Source organism: Okeania sp. SIO2F5 (genome assembly GCF_010692685.1).
Classification (GTDB): Bacteria; Cyanobacteriota; Cyanobacteriia; order Cyanobacteriales; family Microcoleaceae; genus Okeania; species Okeania hirsuta.
Window position 1 is genome coordinate 1 of sequence record NZ_JAAHGU010000071.1, and the last position, 20883, is coordinate 20883.

At 38.1% G+C, this 20883-nt stretch carries 17 protein-coding genes; 7 read left to right on the plus strand and 10 right to left on the minus strand.

Features of this window, described 5'->3' with window-relative positions:
- Positions 1–275: 275 nt before the first annotated feature.
- A complete protein-coding gene (locus tag F6K27_RS33840) occupies positions 276–617 on the plus strand; it encodes a calcium-binding protein (RefSeq protein ID WP_353736029.1) in 342 nt (113 codons plus the stop codon).
- Between the two features lie 116 nt (positions 618–733).
- On the opposite strand, the gene F6K27_RS20205 is transcribed toward F6K27_RS33840, so the two are convergent.
- Positions 734–1123 (minus strand): helix-turn-helix domain-containing protein, encoded by a 390-nt coding sequence (locus tag F6K27_RS20205; protein WP_124144794.1) that lies wholly within the window; start codon positions 1121–1123, stop codon positions 734–736.
- A gap of 358 nt (positions 1124–1481) precedes the next feature.
- On the opposite strand from F6K27_RS20205, the gene ppsA reads away from it, so the two are divergent.
- Positions 1482–4019 carry a phosphoenolpyruvate synthase gene (gene ppsA, locus F6K27_RS20210; protein WP_287241613.1) on the plus strand — a complete coding sequence of 846 codons (2538 nt, stop codon included), beginning with the start codon at positions 1482–1484 and terminating at the stop codon, positions 4017–4019.
- 308 nt (positions 4020–4327) lie between these two features.
- On the opposite strand, the gene F6K27_RS20215 is transcribed toward ppsA, so the two are convergent.
- Both F6K27_RS20215 and F6K27_RS20220 read right to left on the minus strand, forming a co-directional pair.
- Positions 4328–4894, minus strand: a complete 567-nt coding sequence (locus tag F6K27_RS20215; RefSeq protein ID WP_287278149.1) for a Uma2 family endonuclease — start codon at positions 4892–4894, stop codon at positions 4328–4330.
- Positions 4895–5262: 368 nt separating this feature from the next.
- On the minus strand, positions 5263–6735 hold the full coding sequence (locus tag F6K27_RS20220) for an aldehyde dehydrogenase family protein (RefSeq protein WP_287278150.1): 1473 nt from the start codon (positions 6733–6735) through the stop codon (positions 5263–5265).
- A gap of 658 nt (positions 6736–7393) precedes the next feature.
- On the opposite strand from F6K27_RS20220, the gene F6K27_RS20225 reads away from it, so the two are divergent.
- Both F6K27_RS20225 and F6K27_RS20230 read left to right on the plus strand, forming a co-directional pair.
- Positions 7394–7753: a VOC family protein gene (locus F6K27_RS20225; protein WP_287278152.1), complete on the plus strand. Its 360-nt coding sequence runs from the start codon at positions 7394–7396 to the stop codon at positions 7751–7753.
- An 8-nt stretch (positions 7754–7761) separates the two neighbouring features.
- Positions 7762–9072: a recombinase family protein gene (locus tag F6K27_RS20230; RefSeq protein ID WP_287278154.1), complete on the plus strand. Its 1311-nt coding sequence runs from the start codon at positions 7762–7764 to the stop codon at positions 9070–9072.
- 524 nt (positions 9073–9596) lie between these two features.
- On the opposite strand, the gene F6K27_RS20235 is transcribed toward F6K27_RS20230, so the two are convergent.
- Positions 9597–11060: a hypothetical protein gene (locus F6K27_RS20235; RefSeq protein WP_287278155.1), complete on the minus strand. Its 1464-nt coding sequence runs from the start codon at positions 11058–11060 to the stop codon at positions 9597–9599.
- Between the two features lie 784 nt (positions 11061–11844).
- Here F6K27_RS20235 and F6K27_RS20240 point away from each other — a divergent pair.
- Entirely contained in the window at positions 11845–13533 is a 1689-nt protein-coding gene (locus tag F6K27_RS20240) for a glycosyltransferase family 39 protein (RefSeq protein ID WP_287278157.1), read from the plus strand.
- Between the two features lie 578 nt (positions 13534–14111).
- Here F6K27_RS20240 and F6K27_RS20245 read toward each other — a convergent pair.
- The 4 genes from F6K27_RS20245 to surE form a co-directional block, all read right to left on the minus strand.
- Positions 14112–14255, minus strand: coding sequence for a hypothetical protein (locus tag F6K27_RS20245; protein WP_287278159.1), 144 nt, complete (start codon positions 14253–14255; stop codon positions 14112–14114).
- Positions 14256–14594 (minus strand): hypothetical protein, encoded by a 339-nt coding sequence (locus tag F6K27_RS20250; RefSeq protein WP_124144805.1) that lies wholly within the window; start codon positions 14592–14594, stop codon positions 14256–14258.
- 261 nt (positions 14595–14855) lie between these two features.
- A complete protein-coding gene (locus tag F6K27_RS20255; RefSeq protein WP_124144806.1) occupies positions 14856–15254 on the minus strand; it encodes a hypothetical protein in 399 nt (132 codons plus the stop codon).
- 126 nt (positions 15255–15380) lie between these two features.
- The gene (gene surE / locus F6K27_RS20260; protein ID WP_124144807.1) at positions 15381–16184 is read right to left on the minus strand and encodes a 5'/3'-nucleotidase SurE; all 804 of its coding nucleotides are present in this window, start codon (positions 16182–16184) and stop codon (positions 15381–15383) included.
- Positions 16185–16880: 696 nt separating this feature from the next.
- On the opposite strand from surE, the gene pheS reads away from it, so the two are divergent.
- Positions 16881–17882 (plus strand): phenylalanine--tRNA ligase subunit alpha, encoded by a 1002-nt coding sequence (gene pheS, locus F6K27_RS20265; RefSeq protein ID WP_287278162.1) that lies wholly within the window; start codon positions 16881–16883, stop codon positions 17880–17882.
- A 634-nt stretch (positions 17883–18516) separates the two neighbouring features.
- Positions 18517–19197, plus strand: coding sequence for an SH3 domain-containing protein (locus F6K27_RS20270; protein WP_124144809.1), 681 nt, complete (start codon positions 18517–18519; stop codon positions 19195–19197).
- A gap of 588 nt (positions 19198–19785) precedes the next feature.
- Here F6K27_RS20270 and F6K27_RS20275 read toward each other — a convergent pair.
- Positions 19786–20121 carry a XisI protein gene (locus F6K27_RS20275; RefSeq protein WP_287278163.1) on the minus strand — a complete coding sequence of 112 codons (336 nt, stop codon included), beginning with the start codon at positions 20119–20121 and terminating at the stop codon, positions 19786–19788.
- Positions 20109–20525 carry a XisH family protein gene (locus tag F6K27_RS20280; protein ID WP_287241640.1) on the minus strand — a complete coding sequence of 139 codons (417 nt, stop codon included), beginning with the start codon at positions 20523–20525 and terminating at the stop codon, positions 20109–20111. The genes F6K27_RS20275 and F6K27_RS20280 overlap by 13 nt, the downstream gene beginning before the upstream one ends.
- Between the last annotated feature and the right edge of the window lie 358 nt (positions 20526–20883).

Here is a 20883-nt window from a genome sequence, read left to right on the forward strand (position 1 = left end):
GTAAACAATTTCAAGCTATAAACTGTAAATTATCAATACCATTACAGACATCCTTAAAACTTTAAGGTTTAGCGATCGCCTAATTTATGAAAAATACAGCTCATACAGTTACTTTTATATTACATTGCAAATATCTATGTAACATGTAAAAATGCCAGCGCTCATTGCTATAAATTATACTATCACAAATTTAGCAAATCACCTAGAAAATGTTAGCCATGACACAATAAGATGAAGGTGATGATACTTTAGATGCTGGAGTTGGTCACGACTATATTGAAGGTGGTGAAGGAGATGATGAAATCACAGCAGGTGAAGGAGATGACCAAGCTTACGGTGGTACAGGAAACGACAGTATTAATGGTAATGGAGGCAACGACTTACTTGATGGTGGAGAGGGTGATGATGTTATTGAAGGTGAGGAAGGAGATGATTACATTATTGGTGGTGAAGGTGATGATGAGTTAAGTGCAGGTGCGGGTAATGACTTGTTAGAAGGTGGTGAGGGTAACGACTCCTTACATGGCAATGAGGGTGATAATATTCTCGATTTGCGTAACGTTAACGCAGTTGTGCGCCAGCTAAACAAAAACTTTTTGTTTGTAGTATTGCTCTAGCCCATGAAATATCTACCTGGCTGGCTAAAAATATACTACAAACTGACAAATTTTTGATAACTTTACTCACCACTAAATTATACACTCAACTCACACCCACAAAATCTCAGTCTTGCTCACATCTCCATCGAACAACTACTATTTTTTTCTCCTAACCATTGCTCCCCTAACCGCTGGAGAGCTATCATAACTGGTTGCACTTCTAACCCTTTATCCGTCAAAGAATATTCAACATGGGGAGGCACTTCCGGAAATACCTGCCTTGCTAACAAACCATACTTTTCTAACTCTCTGAGTCTTAACGTCAGTGTTTTCGAGCTAATTCCTGGCAGTGCTTCTAATAATTCGTGAGTCCTGCGATCGCCACTCAACAACTGTTGCAAAATCAATACCGACCACTTACTACCCAATATTCTTAATACAAACTGAATCGGACAATTGTTGTTTAAACACAATATATCCCTCATTTTAACATCCGATTTAACATTGTTATTTTTAACTTTCATTTTCTTCTAACTCTTAAAACTTTATTTTTCTTTAATAATAACCTTTACCACTGAAAAAACAAAATTTTTTACTTTTTGTAACTAAAGATTTTTTCCGACCCTATATTGCAATTACAGTAGAAAGTATTAGGATGTAGATGGAGGTCAAAAATCCTCCTCTAGCTAAAAAACTAGAATCTATGTAGAAATAATCCACCTTAATTATGGAGTTTAAAAGTTAGGGATCGATAAGTTTGTTTTTCTTAACATCCCACAAATCAATCATTATATTTAACATTGTGAAAAAAAAAGAAACAAAACTAAATAAATAAATCCTGCCTCGCAACACGGCATAAATAAAACATTGGAGGAGAAAATTATGGTGAACCTATTAGGTCAAAAAAGCCCAAAAAAAGTAGATGTAACAGCTTTTGTCCTATGGTTTGAAGAAGTAGGAATTGCAGATATTCCATTAGTGGGAGGAAAAAACGCATCCCTGGGAGAAATGATTCAACAATTAACTCCCAAAGGTGTAAACGTTCCCAATGGATTCGCCACCACTGCTTACGCATATCGGTATTTCATCCAAAAAGCTGGATTAGAGAAAAAACTGCGAGAACTATTTGCTGATCTAGATGTAGAAGATGTCAGGAATTTACGGCAACGAGGCAAACAAGCTCGCACCCTCATCCTCGACACCCCATTTCCAGAAGAATTAGAAACAGCCATCGTCACAGCATATCACCAAATGTGCGACCGCTACGGCACTTCTGCTGAATATTGTGACAAACTAGAAGGCAACTCCAAACAAGAGTGCGAACGCTACACCAAAGAAGTTGACGTAGCAGTACGCTCCAGCGCAACTGCTGAAGATCTACCAGATGCGAGTTTTGCCGGACAACAGGAAACCTACCTCAACATTTACGGTGATGAAGCAGTATTAGAAGCTTGCCATAAATGTTTCGCCTCCATATTCACAGACCGCGCCATTTCCTACCGCACCATCAAAGGTTTCGACCACTTCGACATTGCTTTATCAGTGGGCGTGCAAAAAATGGTACGTTCAGACCTCGCCTCCTCCGGTGTCATGTTTTCCATCGATACCGAAACCGGATTCAAAAATGCTGCCCTGGTAACAGCAGCTTACGGTTTAGGTGAAAACGTAGTGCAAGGTGCAGTCAACCCAGACGAATACTTTGTTTTCAAACCCACCCTTAAAGAAGACTTCCGCCCCATACTAGAAAAACGCCTGGGTACAAAAGAACTGAAGATGATTTATGACATCGGCGGTTCCAAACTTACCAAAAACGTGCCAGTGCCAGTTTCCGAACGGGAAAAATATTGCATCAATGACGAAGAAATCTTGCAACTGGCAAAATGGGCCTGTATTATTGAAGAACATTATTCTGAAGTGCGCGACCATTACACCCCAATGGATATTGAATGGGCAAAAGATGGTCTCACTGGCGAACTGTTCATCGTGCAAGCACGTCCAGAAACAGTACAATCTCAAAAATCTGGCAGCATTCTCCGTAACTTCAAACTTAAAGGTAGCAGTGATGTATTAGTTCGCGGTCGCGCCGTGGGAGAAATGATTGGGCAAGGTGAAGCTCGTGTTATTCTTGACGTGCATAAAATTGACGAGTTCATGCCAGGGGAAGTTTTGGTGACTAACAAAACCGACCCAGACTGGGAACCTATTATGAAAAAAGCTAGCGCTATAGTTACCAACCAAGGGGGACGCACTTGCCATGCTGCTATTATTGCGCGGGAGATGGGTATTCCAGCAATAGTTGGTTGTGGTGATGCTACTAAAGTGTTGATGACTGGTCAGGAAGTAACTGTTTCTTGTGCTGAGGGTGAAGAGGGCAAGGTTTATGAGGGTATGGTGCCTTTTGAGGTACAGGAAACTTTGTTGGGTGACTTGCCTAAGACTCGCACCAAGATTTTAATGAACGTTGGCAACCCAGAGGAAGCTTTTGGTCTGTCTTCTATTCCTTGCGATGGTGTGGGGTTAGCACGGTTGGAATTTATTATTGCCAATCATATTAAAGCTCACCCATTAGCTTTAATTCACTATGATGAGTTGGAAGATCCGTTAGTGAAACGGGAAATTGGTAATTTGACTGCATTGTACGAATATAAACCTGATTTCTTTGTGGATAAATTGGCGCAAGGTGTAGGTACGATCGCTGCTGCTTTTTATCCTAATCCTGTAGTGGTGCGAATGAGCGATTTCAAGAGTAATGAATATGCGAACTTATTGGGCGGTCGTCAATTTGAACCTGGGGAAGAAAACCCCATGATTGGTTGGCGAGGTGCGTCTCGTTACTACGATCCAAAATATCGCGATGCTTATGCTTTAGAGTGTAAAGCATTGAAGCGGGTACGGGATGAAATGGGTTTGACTAATGTGATTCCAATGATTCCTTTCTGTCGGACTCCTGATGAAGGTCGTAAGGTGTTAGCGGAGATGGAGAAAAACGGTTTAAAACGAGGCGAGAATGGGTTGCAAGTGTATGTGATGTGCGAGTTGCCCAGTAATGTGATTTTTGCCGACGAATTTGCCCAAGTGTTTGATGGTTTTTCTATCGGTTCAAATGACTTGACTCAGTTAACATTAGGTTTAGACCGAGATTCAGCGTTGGTGGCGCATATTTTTGACGAACGGAATGAAGCGGTACGTCGGATGGTGAAAATTGCCATTAAAGCAGCTAAGAAATACGACCGCAAGATTGGTATTTGCGGTCAGGCGCCTAGTGACTATCCAGAGTTTGCCAGGTTCTTAGTTGAAGAAGGTATTGACTCATTGAGTTTAAATCCCGATTCATTGTTGAAGACTCTGTTGGATATTGGCAAGATGGAGGAGTCAGGTTCAGTGATGGATGACATTATGGATGTGGCGAGGGCGAAGTAATTTTACAGCGGTTTTTGTTTATGGCGATATAGTTCATTAATTTGAAAAGCGCTGTAGTAGACTGACACACTTTAAATGGTGCAATAAGTGTAGGTTGGGTTTCGTCCCTCAACCCAACAAATATCTTTCTTCCCTACTCCCTATTGCACAGTTTTAGCTGTGTCGGTCTAGTAGGTTGTTGATAATTTCTATCTTTGTCTAGAAACTAGCGATCGCTCCTTTTGTTAAACATAGATTCTATGTAGTAAAAAGGAGCGATATTGTCTCTTTTTACTGATAACTGATAACTGATAACTGATAACTGAAATCTATTCTTCCTCATCAAAGACGGGCGGCCAAAGCTCGGAAATTGATATTTTCCAACCAGGGAATAGTTCGGGAATGCTCAATATATCATCCCCTGTAAATTCAATGGGTTCTCCTGTGGGGCGATAAATTATTACTGTTTCTTCATCAGGATCGATGAATATTGCGACTTGCACCCCCAATTCAATATATTTTAGGAGTTTCTTTTTCAGAGAGGCAACTCTATCGCTTTGAGACTTGATTTCCACTGCTAGATCGGGTACCATTTCTGCAAAATAGCGGATGCTTCGTGGTAAGCGATCGGCTTTGACAAAAGAAACATCTGGTGCTTTGAGATTGCTATCGGGTAAGATAAAACCACCAGCAGAGTCAAATACTCGCCCCAGACGACGGGGATTTATCCAAGCATAAAGAGAAAAAATTAAGCGAACTCCTACTTCGCTCGAAACGATATCTGATGGCCCCATAACTGATATTTTTCCACCTTCTAATTCTAACTGATAATCTAAACCAGCTTCGTTGAATAGGGTTTGCACTATTTCTAAGTCTTTGATGGTGACATCCGACATATTTCCTCTGAATTATATGATGATAGATTGATTTGTATTTTAGCAGATTTGCCAGCAGGCGATAACCGGAGGTTATCAAAAAAATAATGAATAAATATGATGTAGGGAATAGGGAATAGGTAAAAAAAATCAAGTATTTTTCTATTTTAATCGATCATTAAGCAAATATAGCAGTCGCCATTACTGGCGCGAACATTCTCAAATATAGTCACAGCAAAAATTTAACTTTAGCCTTCAGCCTTCTGACTTCAGTTATGAAGCCAGTGTTTTTTCCGTCAAGATAGAACGCCAAATATTGTTGTAGGGACTTTCCATGGAACGTCCCTACTTTTTTTCGGAGATGTCTAGTAAGAGTAATTAATCGCCAACTACATCTTCACAGTCACAGTCTTAGTCTCTGTATACTGCTGTAAACCATACTCTCCCAACTCCCGACCAATACCAGACTGCTTAAAACCACCAAAGGGTGCAGCAGCATCAAACACATGATAACAATTTATCCAAACTGTACCCGCACGAACACTATGAGCTACAGCATGAGCCTTACCTACATCTCGCGTCCACACTCCAGCAGCTAAACCATACATCGTATCATTCGCCCTTTGCACCAGTTCATCAATATCCTTAAACTTAATGATGCTCATCACCGGACCAAAAATCTCTTCTCGGGCAATTTTCATCCCATCTTGCACATCAGCAAATACAGTGGGTGCAATAAAATAACCGCGATCGCCTACTCTTGCCCCACCACATAACATCTGGGCACCATCCCGTTGACCAGATTCAATATAACCCATCACTTTATTAAACTGTTCCTCATCTACCTGAGGACCCTGTTCAGTATTATCTGCAAACGGGTCGCCCACCATCCGGCGTTTTGCCCGTTCCACACTCTTAGCAACAAACTCGTCATAACATTTCTCTTCTACAAATAAACGAGAACCCGCATTGCAACACTGACCTTGGTTAAAGAACAAACCAAAATGCGCTCCTTCAATAGCAGCATCCATATCCGCATCTGCAAACACTATATTCGGACTCTTGCCACCGAGTTCTAAAGTCACCCGCTTTAAGTTACTCTTGGCAGCAGCTTCCATGATTAAATGACCTACTTCTGTGGAACCAGTGAAGGCAACTTTATCAATATCGTGATGGTGGGAAATGGCTGCACCAGCAGTTGGGCCATAACCAGACAAAATATTTATTACACCAGGAGGAAAACCCGCTTTGATCGCCAACTCGCCGACTCGGAAGGCTGACAATGGTGTTTGTTCGGCTGTTTTCATTACTAATGTGTTACCTGTTGCTAATGCTGGGGCAAGTTTCCAGGCTTGCATCAATAGAGGGAAGTTCCAAGGAATGATTTGACCGACTACTCCCACTGGTTCGTGGCGGGTGTAGCAAAAGTAGGAACCATTGATAGGGATAGTTTTGCCTTGAACTTTATCTGCCCAACCAGCATAATAGCGATAACAGGCGATCGCTAAACGTAAGTCTGTATTGAGGGAGTCACTGAGTGGTTTACCATTATCTAGGGTTTCCAGTCTTGCCAGATCTTCTATATTTTCTTCCATCAAATCTGCTAACTTGTATAGAAGTTCCCCTCGTTTGGTAGCGGACATTTTTGGCCAGTCACCACTGGTAAACGCTTTGCGAGCTGCTATTACGGCTTTGTCTACATCAGGTGCATCTGCTTCCGCAACGTCACAAATAACTTCTCCTGTTGTAGGGTTAATGGTTTCAAACCGTTTGCCAGAGGCACTTTCTACCCACTCGTTATTAATTAGGAGTTTAGTGGGGCCAATTTTCGCTTTTTGTTCTGGTCTTGTAGCTGTTACCATAAATTTCTCCCTCGCTTTGTTGTAAATATAACCTTTTTACCTCTTAGTAGTCTTTTGTCTAAAAAACTTTAGATATTTTTAAGAATACTAGGAGGCTTTTTTGCACTAAATGATGATTAGAGTCCGTACAGACAGCATTTTTGTGCGTCGGCAAGTCCTACCAACAACCTCAAAAAATAGTAGTAATATCTCATTTCTACTTACAGCAGTTATCTAGTTGATGAGGTACAAAGTTTATTGCTCTAGGGAACAGGGAACAGGGAACAGGGAACAGGGAATACAGAAATAAATAGTTTTATAACTGTACCTCACTATCCTCAAAAGTGCTGTAATTGGGATCGGCAAGTTATCAACATTGTTAGAACTTATGCAAAGGAAGAAGGAAGAAGGAAAAAATAGGCGTTGTTTGAGTTTTAAGCTTTTGATATATCCGCGTCCTTTGCTTAGACTAACATATCTATTCCACTATCAGTAAATAGATTTGCTCTCTCAATTAAATAAGTGTATTATATAGATGTAACAATTAATACACATCTCCAATAATCAAAAATAAAATCAATTATCGCACAGAAACTATCAATTATTTTCCCCTACTCCCTACTCTCTCTTTTCTGGAGATGTCTAATAAATAACCAACCATTTATTAAAAAAATAAACTATGCAAATCACTCAATCTCTCCATGCTGCTCTATTAGTTTCAAACCTCGAAAAAGCCGAACATTTCTATGGTCAAATTCTCAAACTCCCAAAAGTAGACCGCTCCCTTAATTTTCCCGGTACTTGGTATCAAGTTGGCAACTTCCAAATTCATCTGATAGTATCGGAAATAATACCCGATCTAGTTAACTCAGAAAAATTAGGTAGAAACCGACATTTAGCATTTTCTGTGGTTAATATAGATGCTGCAAAATCACAACTATTAGCCAATAATTGCCCAATTAAAATGAGTGCTTCTGGTCGCCCTGCCCTATTTACCCAAGATCCCGACGGTAATATTATAGAATTAAGTCAACAATAAGATAACCTGTGAAAATTATTGCCTATTCATATACAAACCCCCTGTTTGAAACTGCCCCAGACCCCATAACTTGGGGGTGGGAAGTTGACCGCATTTATCACGACTTAGGCGATCGCCAACAACTCCAACAACTCCTACTCGACTGCCAAACTCAAGCAGTTAGTTATCTCTTAATTCGTAAACTTGAAGAATTAGGAGACTCTGTAGAAGAAGTATGCGATCGCCTTACAAAACTCCAACCTCTCAATATCCAAATTATTCCCCTCGACTCAGATATCAATATCAACCCCAACTCACCAAGCAATAACTCACCAAGGAAAATAGACCTACTCAGACTCCTCAACCAAATTCGCCAAAATCAACATAGTCGCAAAATTCGCACTGCCCACGCTCGCAACCGCATCAAAGCAATACCCCCACCAGGTAAAGCACCTTACGGATATCGCCGAGGTAAAGACCGTTACACCCTGGACAGAAGTGCTGCCCCCGTTGTCAAAGACTTCTTTGAAAACTTCCTTCTGTTTGCTTCCTTGCGTGGTGCTGTGCGCCATATTCAGAAAAAATACGGCAAGAAAATCTCTGTTACCACTGGGCGACGTTGGTTAACTAACCCCGTTTATCGCGGTGACTTACAATATCAAAATAATGAAGTCATCTCTAATACTCATCTTCCCATAATTTCTAGAGAAGAAGCTGCTCAAGTCGAACGTTTGCTCCGACGCAACCGCCGAATGCCACCGCGTACTGCCAGCGCTCCCCACTCTCTGGCAGGTTTAGTTGTCTGCACAGAATGTCAGTCTCCAATGATTACGGCAAAAGTTACTACTTTTCGCAAAGAGAAAGAATATCTCTATTTGCGTCCCAAAAGTTGCTCCCGCAAACCCAAATGTAAAGCTTTAGCTTATCAAGAAGTATTAGGACAAACTATAGAAATAATTTGTCGAGATTTAGCATCGGCGATCGCTGCTTTAGAAATGCCAAATATGGATGGAATTAAAAGTAAAATTAAACAGGATATTTCTGATAAGCAAGATATTCTTTTTCAACTACCAAATCTCACGGAGAATGGCATTCTTGACCAAGAAACTGCTGAACTACGTACTTACAAAATTAGAACAGAAATTTCTCAATTACAAAGTCAATTTAACCAGTTACCGCCAGTCAATTTATTAGAAACTGCCAAAGCGGTTTGCATAACCCAATTTTGGTGGGATTTGTCAGAGTCAGAAAGGAGATTTTACTTACGCGAATTTATTAGTAGAATTGAAATTATTCGTCAAGATTTAGATTGGCACTTACAAGTTATTTTTATTTTTTAGTTGTGTTATGGCAGAAGGAAGGAGGAAGAAGGAAGGAGTAAGAAGGAAGAAAGAAGAAGGAAGAAGGAAGAAAAAAAATTTGGCGTTGCCTGAGTCGTAATACCATAAAGGGGGTTTTAATGAATATAGGACCCATTTGAGATCTATATAATTATGGTAGTCAAGTCTTTTATCGCATCAATTTTGAGGAAAAATATGAAAAAGAAGTGTTGAATTTTTTGTATTATTTCTCCCCACATCTTCCCTCTTCCCTCTTACCTCCTGTCTCCTGTCTTCCCCTCCTGGGAGGGGTTGGGGGTGGGTTTTCTCCTGACTCCTAGCTAAAAAAACGCGCATATTTATGAAGATACCAAATGGGTTCTATAGACTGTTTTAGCCAGTTTTGTATAGTAAGTATAAATTCTGACTCAATTAATAAAGTTTTCATCTAAAATTAAAAGCAATAGCTGATGGCTGAATGCTTACCTTTCTTCTTCTTTCTTCCCTCCTGACTCCTGTCTCCTGTCTCCTGTCTCCTCAATAATTCATTTTTTAACACTATAAATCTTTTTTAATAAATTAAACCAGAAATTCCCCCCCATAGAAATAGCTATGGCACTAATTAGCCAACCCAATACTTTTTTTAATCCTTCTACATAAGTAATTGATTGACTAACTGAGGTTTTATTTGTTTGTTCTTGACCCCAACCAATAGGTAATTCTAAATTATCTAATGCTGCATTTACCTGATTTTGAATATCCCCTATTTCTAACTCACTTGGATTAGAATTATTATTGATTAATTCCTGGGAATAACTATTAATTGTCGCCCGCATCAAAGAATCTTTTGATAAATTATCAATCATATTTAATGTATCAATATTAGCAACTATAGCAATAGTAATACCAATCAAAAAAGCAACTCCTCTAGCATTACGCTGATAAACACCAGTCGCTCTTTCCATTCCACTATCAAACCATCTCTCAATTTCTTTCTGAAACTGATATAAAGCATTACCTGTTGCTGAAATTTTTGTTGTCGCTTGTTTGGCTAAAATATATAAACTTTTTTGTAAAGATTCAGGCAATAATTCAATCATTTCAATAGCTTTTTGATTGATTTTCCCCTTATTACTTTGCAAATCTGCTTGCACAGCTTTTCCCATTTCCATTACCTCTCTCAAAAACTTCAATAAATTAGAGGCGCTTGGTTCCATTTCAGTTACTAAAACTTTTCTTTCATGGGTATTTGTTAATACTTGTTTGACTAAATTTATTTGGCTAATAAATTCTTGATGAGCTACATCTGGTAAATATTCTAGAGATTTTTCTGTGTATAAATCTAGCTTATTTAAAGTTCTATTTAATGTTAAATCAAGATTAGCAAAATTATTTTGATAATCCTGAATGTTTTGATTCAAATCTTGATGCAAATCCTCAAATTCAGCCTGAATCTTTTTCTGCTTACTGCTATCTTCTATCTTCAAATTTTCTAATATTTTCTTGATATTTACCAAAATATTATCGGTAAAATCTCTTAATTTATCCTCACTAATCATTTGCATTAATTCTTGAAGTTTCAAAGTATCAATTAAGCTAGCAGCAAATGTATCTGACGGAATATAAGAAGGAGCAGTTTTTTCTGCATCAAAAACATTATTAATTCCAGTCACAGCTCGACTTAAATTACCAAGCATCTGAATTATTCTCCGAAATCCTCTTTCTAATGGACCTTTGCTACCACTATAGTTAAGATTTTTAATTAATTGATTTTGATATAGAGAATTAGCTAGTTTTTGCACTTTTTCAATTTCTGTACTAGATTTAGAATTATTTTTACTGATATAGGGTTCACCAGCAATTAACTCTTCAATTGATTTTTTTAAATGAGTGGCTCGCCATTGCAAAATTATTGTCAAAATTGACTGGATTTCACTAGCTAGTAAACTAAAAATAAGATAAATAAAAATTAAACCAATGGCAATATCTAAAATTACAGGTAAGTTCATATTAATTTGATTGATTTTAAGAAGGAAGAATTCAATAATTAACAATTAATAATTAATAATTACCTCTTCTTATAAAGAAGAGGATTGGCTAAAAGGATTTTTTTTCTTCTCTTGGTCGATTGGATATGGCGCAGGTTTCCTCGCCATCCCACCCTTCGAGAAGCTGCGCTAACGACCACTTTTTTCTCTATGAATGGAGAGGCTTTATACCTGAATTTTTCGGTAAGAAGGAAGGATGAGAAAGGAAGGAAGAAGGAAGAAAAAATGGATGGGGATTTATATAAAATCCGATTATACAGTAATTGAAAATTATTTCATCCTAATACAAATTTTCTATTATACCAATTTGAAAAAATAATGTTACGGATAATAGGGGCAATTAAAATACTTTATAGGAGATGTCTCTTGGACTAAAAAGATGGCGTTGCTTAAATGTAATGATAATTAGACATCTACTCCACGCATAGGGAGTAGGCAGTAGGGGTAAAGAATTGATAATTTCTCCCTACTCTGTAGAGACGTTACATACAAGGTCCCTACTCCCTATTCCCTAAAATAGATATCTCCAGAAAATAAACTTGCCCTTTATTTAGCATAAGTTAGAGTTGTATAACTTCCTCACAAAATCATTTTTCATACTGTTTTCCTAGAAATTTATTCCCTGTTCCCTATTTCCTATCCCCTAAAATCTACAATATCTCACAACTCAAATAAGATTGCTATATCATTATTAGCGTACTGATAACTGAAGTAATCTTCTAATTTTGACTTTTTCATTGAATAAATGTTTAATAAAATATCCACCAACAAAAATACCCATATAGATTTACTTATAATTGCCAGTTTATTATTAGCAGCATTATTACTATTTTCTACTAACTTAGGCACATTACCTTTGCGAGACTGGGATGAAGGAATAGTCGCTCAAGTAGCTAGAGAAATAACCAGAAAAAATTGGAATTGGCTTTATCCAACTATCAACAATACTCCCTATTTGAATAAACCACCATTAGTACATTGGTCGATCGCTTTTGTCTACAATATCGCCGGAGTAAATGAATTAACTGCCCGTTTATTCCCTGCTTTATTCACAACATTCTCTGTACCATTAATTTATAGTATTGCTAGAGAATTATTTCGCCCCCGCACTCCCGCCATTTTCTCTGCTTTAGTCTACTTAACCTTATTGCCAGTTGTGCGACATGGACGTTTAGCAATGTTAGATGGGGCAGTACTTTGCTTTTTTCTACTAATGATTTGGTGCGTATTACGATCGCGTCGTAACCTCCGTTATTCTCTAGCTATTGGTCTGAGTTTTGCCCTACTTTCCCTCACAAAAGGAATAATTTTAGGATTACTATTAGGAGCGATCGCTTTTTTCTTCCTCTTATGGGATACTCCCCGACTATTGCGTTGTAAATATTTTTGGGGCGGTATTTTACTTGGAATGCTACCAGTATTTCTGTGGTACACAGCTCAATTTTTCCATTACGGAATAGAATTTTTCCATGCCAACTTTTTCCATCAATCTCTCAAACGTATTTGGCAACCAGTAGGCAGTCACAATGGACCTATTTGGTATTACTTATTAGAAATTCTAGAGTATACTTTTCCCTGGCAGCTTTTCTGGTTTCCTGGAATATATCTCAGTTGGAAAAATCGGAATCTCAGTTGGGGAAAATTAGTCTTGGTCTGGAGCGGAATATATTTATTAGCTATTTCCCTGATGAATACCAAACTCCCCTGGTATGTATTGCCTATTTATCCCGCTTTTGCCCTAGCAGTCGGTACTTATCTGACAGAAATTTGGCATCAATTTCCAGTAGATTTGGGATACTTTCGGTTTCCAATTTATCAATATCCTCATACTCAAGGTAAGAGTAAAAAACATCCTAAAGGTATCCCCACTATTTATCACCGTTTAGTAGTAGCCTTTTTTGTACTCCTCGCCTTACTATCTTGGGTTGCTTGGCTTTACTTCAGCGGTATTTTTCATCTGGGAGAGGAAAATCAGACAAAACTAGATTTACATTTACGCTTAATCTCAATAACTATTGCCTTGACAATTACAATAACAACCATACTATTACACCAACAAGACCGTCAGTTTTTGCCGATCTTGATTTGGGGAACATATCTTTCACTTTTACTGCTTGTTAATTCCCCTTATTGGAACTGGGAATTACAAGAAGACTATCCAGTCAAACCAGTAGGAGAAATGATTCAGAAATATACACCCCCCGGTCAGATAGTTTATTCCTTTGATACCAAAGACCGTCCCTCTTTAAATTTTTATAGCGATCGCCTCATCAAACGTGTCGGGCCACAAAAAATTCAACAACAATGGCAAAGTCAGTCTCAACCATATCTATTAGTTCAAGCATCAAATTTGAATAACCTTACCCTAGAAAATCTGAAAGTTTTGAATACTGTCAAAGGGTGGGCATTAGTCACCAGAGAAAGCAAAAATTGAAAGTTCAAAAAATTTGAAGAAGGAAGAGGGAATAGGGAATAAGGAAGAGGGAATCAGGAAGAATAAATGGATGGGGACTCAAATTTAAACCAATTGTAAACACCCCCGTTGACAGTGAGGAATTAAACCCAAAATAAAAAGATAAAATTATTATTTATTTTCCCCCCCCGTATCTATTAGAAAACTTGACGTTGGTAAAAAGAGGCATGATACCAACCGTGAAAAAAGAATGTTACGAATAGTAAGAGGAATAAAAAGACACGTGCAGGATATTCCCTTTGACAAAAAAGATGATTTGCGACCTGAAAAATGGTATTGAAGCCATTCCCATACGACTCCTGACTTCCCCTCCTGGCAGGGGTTAGGGGTGGGTTGACTCCTAAATAATTAAGATTAATTTCATACACGCGCTTCACCAACGCCGAAAACTTTTTCCATCAAAATACAGCTTTCACGCTCCTTGATTTTCTCAAATACTTTGACTCCTTTATATTCATAAGTCTGATAATCTAGAGAAGCTCTATCCTCAAACCCATACTTCCGACAAATATACTGCGATATCTTTCCAGTAGCTTCTACTATTGCGGTGGAAAATCCTGCTTGAGTGTAATATTGAGATTATTTTCAACTAATTTATTGCCAATCTTTTTGCCTCTATACTTTTCTCTATACCCCAATAAACCGATACGAAATATCTTGCCATTAACGACTTTTTTTTCCATCTAATACTTCCGATGTAGTTCTTTTAAAACTTGAGAAAAAATCTCAAATTTTTGAGGAATATTTTTGCTTATTTCTTCATAGAACTCACTTGATAAATTATCTGAAATAATAAACCCTGCTACTTCTGAAGTAACAGAATTTTTAGCAATATGAGATAATCCTTCTGCCACAGCTTTTTCGCAAATTGTCTCAGCAAAGGGATAAAAGTCACTAGAAGTTACTTTAAGCGACCTGAACATAGGTTCTGAACTAGGAAATACATCAACTAAACAATTAATAGTTTGTTCTAAATCTTTTTCCTGTAAAATTTCATATACAATTTCATTTTCTTCTAACATGAGTATATTAATTTCTAAAATTAACTTTATTTAGTCCTTAATTATGGGGTTAGTCCCCACTGCCTATCAGAAAATGATTTTAGGAGTTCCTAATCAGGGATAGCTTAAAAGGGGAAACTATTCACCTTATTTATTGGTCAACTGGGCTGCTGAAAAGTCTTTGGGTTATAAGACACGAAGTTTCAGGTCGTTGACTATCCATAAGCAATTAAACCTTCTTCCTTCTTCCTTCTTTCTTCTTTCTTCTTCCTTCTTCAATAACTACTGACTGTTTTGATTATTCAACAGTTCTTTTTCTTGCACCCACTCTAATACTCCATCAAATATACCCAATTTAAAATCAAACTTACTTAGAGAAGCGATCGCCCCTCCAAACAATATGACACTCCCGATCGCCACAACTATAGGTAAATACTGCCTGCTCAAATCGCGACGTAATCTTGCCAAAGGTCTACTTTGCCTTCTCAGCATTTGTCCAATATCTAGCTGTTGGAGAGCGAGGGGGTCTCTGACATAATGGCCACTCCAACTAATTACCAGATGAGAATGACAATATGGACAAGTAAATAGCCCATTAAATACTTCTAGTGGTCGTGTGGCACTGGAGCGATTACAAATTGGGCAGGTAACAGAATGACTCTTAGATGTGGGAGCGCTCATACTTATTTTTATTCAATAAACGAAATTTTTCACTACTCACCTAGATGAGTTTTTTTGATCTGCAATTTTGATTATCTTGCCTATTCTTTTATAGTTTAGCCTTAATTTCTACTGCATAAAAGTTAACTATTCACGAAAATTATCAATCTTCCATTTTTGGAGATAGCCTAGTTGTTTACCATAGGTAAAATTGTATTGCAAGGGGGTAATCGTAATATATTTTTCACGCATTGCTTGGACATCTGTTGATAACTTTTCTACTGAGGAGCGGTCGTTGGTTTCTTCCACATCTTCCTGTACCTCTCCAGCTAACCAATAATAAGTTTTGCCTCGTGGATCGACCCGTTTTTCAAATATATCTATATAGCGACGAATTCCTTGACGGGTAATTTGTACTCCTGCTATTTCTGTTTCTTTAACTGCTGGAATATTTACATTTAGCAACATTACATTAGCTAAAGGTTCATTTTCAATTTTCTTCACCAAATCTTGAGCAAAATTTACAGCAACTTCAAAATTTCTAGAAGTATAACTACCAAGACTAAACGCAATACTAGGAATGTTTTGAACAACTCCTTCCATGGCAGCAGAAACTGTTCCGGAATATAAAATATCTGTTCCTAAGTTGGGACCATGATTAATTCCTGCTAATACTAAATCTGGCTGGGTTTCTAGTAAGGCAAATAAGGCTAGTTTTACACAGTCGGCAGGAGTACCAGAGCAAGTCCAAGCTGTGACGGTGTCATCAAAAATTGACTTGACTATTTCTGCCCGAATAGGTTGATGTAATGTTAAACCATGACCTGTGGCTGAACGTTCTTTGTCAGGACAAACTACAAAAACTTCATGGCCTACCGCTGCTAAAGCATTAGCCAAACTCCGGATACCTTCTGCAAAAATGCCATCGTCGTTACTAATTAAAAGTTTCATTTGGATTGATTTTTGAAAAATAAAAAAGATTGAAGCAAAAACTATTCAATCGCCAAACACAATTCTATAGCAGTCGAGGCAAAGGGCGTGGACAGATCAAAAGCTTAAAACTTAGACAACGCAAGATTTTTCCTTCTCTATCTTTTGCCTTATTGACGAATTAATCAAAATAGGCTTGTATATTGGGGGTCTGAAACCATTGCTGTGTGGGGCTTCTATATCGGAACTCTTTCCCAAACCAAATCCCTAGGGATTGAAATACACCACCTACTCCAGCACAACTACGGTTAACGCCTTGACAAACTTCATCCTGAGCAGCACTCCAATAAAAACCCGGCGGAGTGAAAAATCGGGTTGAACTTTGACAAAAAATCAGATAGAATAATAGTATTGGGAGTCGTTCGCCTATACACATGACAATTTATTCAACCAAAAAAGACTCTACAGTTAAAAGCACAAAAAAAATAACAAACCATACTATCGCTAACAACTCGATCAACTACATCCCGAGGAGCACCCAAAAAAAGCCCGGCCGACTCAAAAATTGAGTTGAACTTTAACAAAAAATTAGATAGAATAGTTACATTAGGAGTGACTTGCCCCTACGCATGACTTTTTATTCAACTAAAAAAGATTTTATATAGAAAAGCACAAAAAAAATAACAAAATAGTAAAGCACAAAAAAAATAACAAACTATGACAACCCAACTAACAGAAATAGAAACCCAACTAACAGAACTACGCCAAACAGCAACAGAAGCGATCGCCACAACAGAAAACCTAGAAAAACTAGAAGAACTAAGAATTAACTACCTGGGCAAAAAAGGCCAAGTATCCAAAATCCTGGGAGGCATGGGCAAACTCAGCCCAGAAGAACGACCAAAAGTAGGAGCGATCGCCAACGAAGTCAAACAAGCCATCCAGAGCAACCTAGACCAAAAGCGGACAAACCTCAAAACAGCAGAAATAGCAGCCAAACTCCAAGCCGAAACCCTAGATGTATCCATGCCAGGAGTATATCGTCCCCAAGGAAAAATCCATCCACTCAACAACCTCATAGACCGTGCCCTAGAAATATTCATTGGCTTAGGCTACACAGTGGCCACAGGTCCAGAAATGGAAACCGACTACTACAACTTTGAAGCCTTAAACACACCACCAGACCACCCTGCCAGAGATATGCAAGACACCTTCTACCTACCAGACGGTAACTTAATGCGGACCCATACCTCCTCAGTCCAGATCCGTTACATGAAAAACCACGAACCCCCCATCCGAGTCATAGCACCCGGTCGTGTTTATCGACGTGACACAGTAGACGCTACCCACGCAGCAGTATTCCATCAACTCGAACTATTAGCAGTAGACGAAGGACTAAGATTTTCAGACCTCAAAGGAACCATCAAAGAATTCCTCAGACAAATGTTCGGAGACCTCCCCATTCGTTTCCGTGCCAGCTATTTCCCATTCACTGAACCCTCAGCAGAAGTAGACTTGCAGTGGAATGGTAAATGGTTAGAAGTATTAGGATGTGGAATTGTAGACCCCAACGTATTAGAAGCAGTAGGTTATGATTCGGAGAAATATACAGGTTTTGCCGCTGGTTTCGGTGTAGAAAGATTTGCCATGGTGTTGCATCAGATAGATGATATTCGGCGAGTTTATGCCAGCGACTTACGTTTTTTGCAGCAGTTTTAAATAGCTATCAGCATTTTCCGTACCGGAATGCTCTGCAAACAGCACTCAGCTTTCAGCTATTGGTTAGTAGACTGACACATCTAAAATAGTGCAATAGGCGTAGGTTGGGTTGAGTAACGTTAGCGCCAGCTTATCCTAATGGATAAACCCAACAGTAGTAAAGTTTTGTTGGGTTTCACTGCCGTTCAACCCAACCTAGATTTTTAGGCGTGTCAGTCCAGTAGGGTGTGTTAGCGACAGCGTAACGCACCATTGAATATGTGTCAGTCCACTACTGAAATAATGGTCGATTTTACACCTAATGCACCAGGTGCTGTGGGATGAGGCGTTAGTAACGTACCTGCGTAAGTTCTATAGAACCCCTAACCGTATCTTTTATTGAAATACAAAGGCTTCAGGAAAGCCGTTTTAAGAGGCCTAACAACTATAAGGGTTCAGGAAACCGAAAAATTATGAAAAATGACTGCCAGAATCATAAAACCCAGATGGGTATTGAACTTGTAACTTCTTAAATAGATACCAAATGGCTTCTATATCCTATATATGTTGGGTTTATCCTAACGGATAAGCTAGCGCTAACGTTCCTCCACCCAACCTACTAAGTTTGAAATTACTTTTGACTTAAAAAATAAATATGCATCAACCAGTGGCATTGCTAACATTAATACTAACGATCGCCCTCGGTGTTCCCAAAAGAGCGATCGCTACAACCATGAAAATAGCTCAAACATCTCAAGAAACTGCTAGTTTATGTCGTCAAGTTAATGACGAACAAGGTTTAATCGTTCAAAAAAGACCGACCCCAAATTCTCCCACAGTAGGTACAGTAGATGCAAATCAACAAGTGAAATTAATAGAAGGTTATCGCAATATTAGAGGTCCAGCAGGTCGTACTTGGGTAGAAATTACTGCTCCTATTTCAGGGTTTGTTTCTAGAGGTTTTCCAGGCAATGAAAATAATTTAATAGAATGTTCTGAAGTAGCTACAGAAACTCCAACGGAACCTTCCGATCAAAATACTTCTGTTGATAATTTGCCCACAGAAACACCATCTCCTAATGAGTCCACATCACAAGTAGATCGAAATTTATGTCGTCAAATTGATAGTAAAAAAGCACCACGCGGTTTAGCAGTACGGACAAATGCTACTAGACGATCCGAATATAAAGGAAAAGTTCCTGTGAATAGTCAGCTTACCCTTGTGGAAAATTATCGTTTAATTCCCGACCGAAATGGAGAAAAACGTAAGTGGGTAGAAATTACTTCTCCTTTGTCTGGGTTTGTTTCTGCTGGTAATTTAGTTGAGTGTGACTAGGTGGAGGGAGTGGGGGAGCAGGGGAGTGGGGGAGTAGGGGAGTGGGGGAGTAGGGAAAGAAAGCTTCAAAGGGAAAAGGTTTTTTGATCGCTGATTATCGGGACATTACATTGCACAACTTTTGAGCTTCAATATATAGTAGTTTAACTTAAAGATGAGACGTTTTTTCGTCTGAAACTCCCTCATAGCAAGAAAGCTTTGTCTCAATCTAAAGTTAAATGACTATAACCCAAATTATCTTTATTCAGAGGCAAAGACATCAGTATTGTTATATCAACTAATCAAAAAAAAATGGAGAGAAATAGCTGTACAAAAAGCATCCATTGCTTCAGTAAAAATATTCAAAGGTTTATTTCTTCATTGCCTGTTGTACCAAGGGTGAAAAAAGAATGCTGAAAAATAGCGGTTCCAGTTAATTTTATATCATGTCCGCACTTTATCGTTCGTGTAAACCCAAGAGTGAATATCTACAAAAAATTTAAGTTTTTTTGGACTTTTAAGTCTTCTGTTCTAGATAACTAAAGCCTTCTTCCCTCTTCACTTCTTCCTTCTTCCTTCTTCCTTCTTCCTTCTTTCTTACTTATACCATTAATTCACTGCAAATTCTGTCAAATGTCGAACTTCTGGCGGATGAAAACCTAATACAATTTTATTTTTAGGAATACCTGCCATAACTAAATCTAACGCAATTCCATCTTCTAATCCATCTTCGTGAATCCAAATTTTATCATTAATAATTTCCAAGTGAACTACACAACCATGAACTCTTTTTCCTTTTAAATATCCTACTGTTAATAATAAATAATTTTTGTGGTCTTCACCAACAATAAACTTTCGTTCTAAGTTACCGTGAGCATAGGGTAATCTAGAATATTCTCCCAAAATTTTAGTAATAATTTGATGATAATTATTTATGATATCCATTGACAAATAACCTCCTGTTTTGCATCAAAAGTTATTAAACTCAGCCTTTGATTTTTTAATAATATTTGACCAATAGGTTCAGTAAAAAACTCCTCAAAAATACTTTCTGTAATCGCTAAATATAGTAACCGCTCCGGTTCAATATCTTGTATAATATCGTAGTATAAAATATATTGACCTAATGCTTTTTCTAAGTCATTAACTCGCGATAAACTGGTAAAGCTTTTAATCTCCACAGCAATTTTTTTCAATCCCTTCTCAGCAGAAAGTAATTTGTCCACTCCCAAATCAACAAACAAATCTCTTTTTCCAATACTCAAAATATAGGGGTCATTAGTAATCGTCCATCCATCCTTAATCAAGGCATTTTTTACTATATCGTGATAAAAGTCTTTAGCTGGCATTCATCCTTACTCCTGAATCTTTAAACCAACTTTTTCAACTATTATAATACAGTAGGTTAAATTAAGCGATATAGCTGCCGCTAGGCTCCGCCAACGCGCAACCCAACACATACAATATGATGGAGTTGTATATTTGTGGGATGAATTGTAAGCTTGGAGAAAAAACAAGTTAGAAGTATTAAATATGAGATTTACCTATTCCAAAAAAAATTTATTCTTTGATTAAGCAATACCAATATTATTGTTGGGTTTATCCTCCGGATAAGCTTCGCTAACGTGCTTCAAGCAAACCTACAAAGTGCCAGTTTTTTATTATAAATATTTAACCGAACATAATATTAGATCGACGATAATTTCA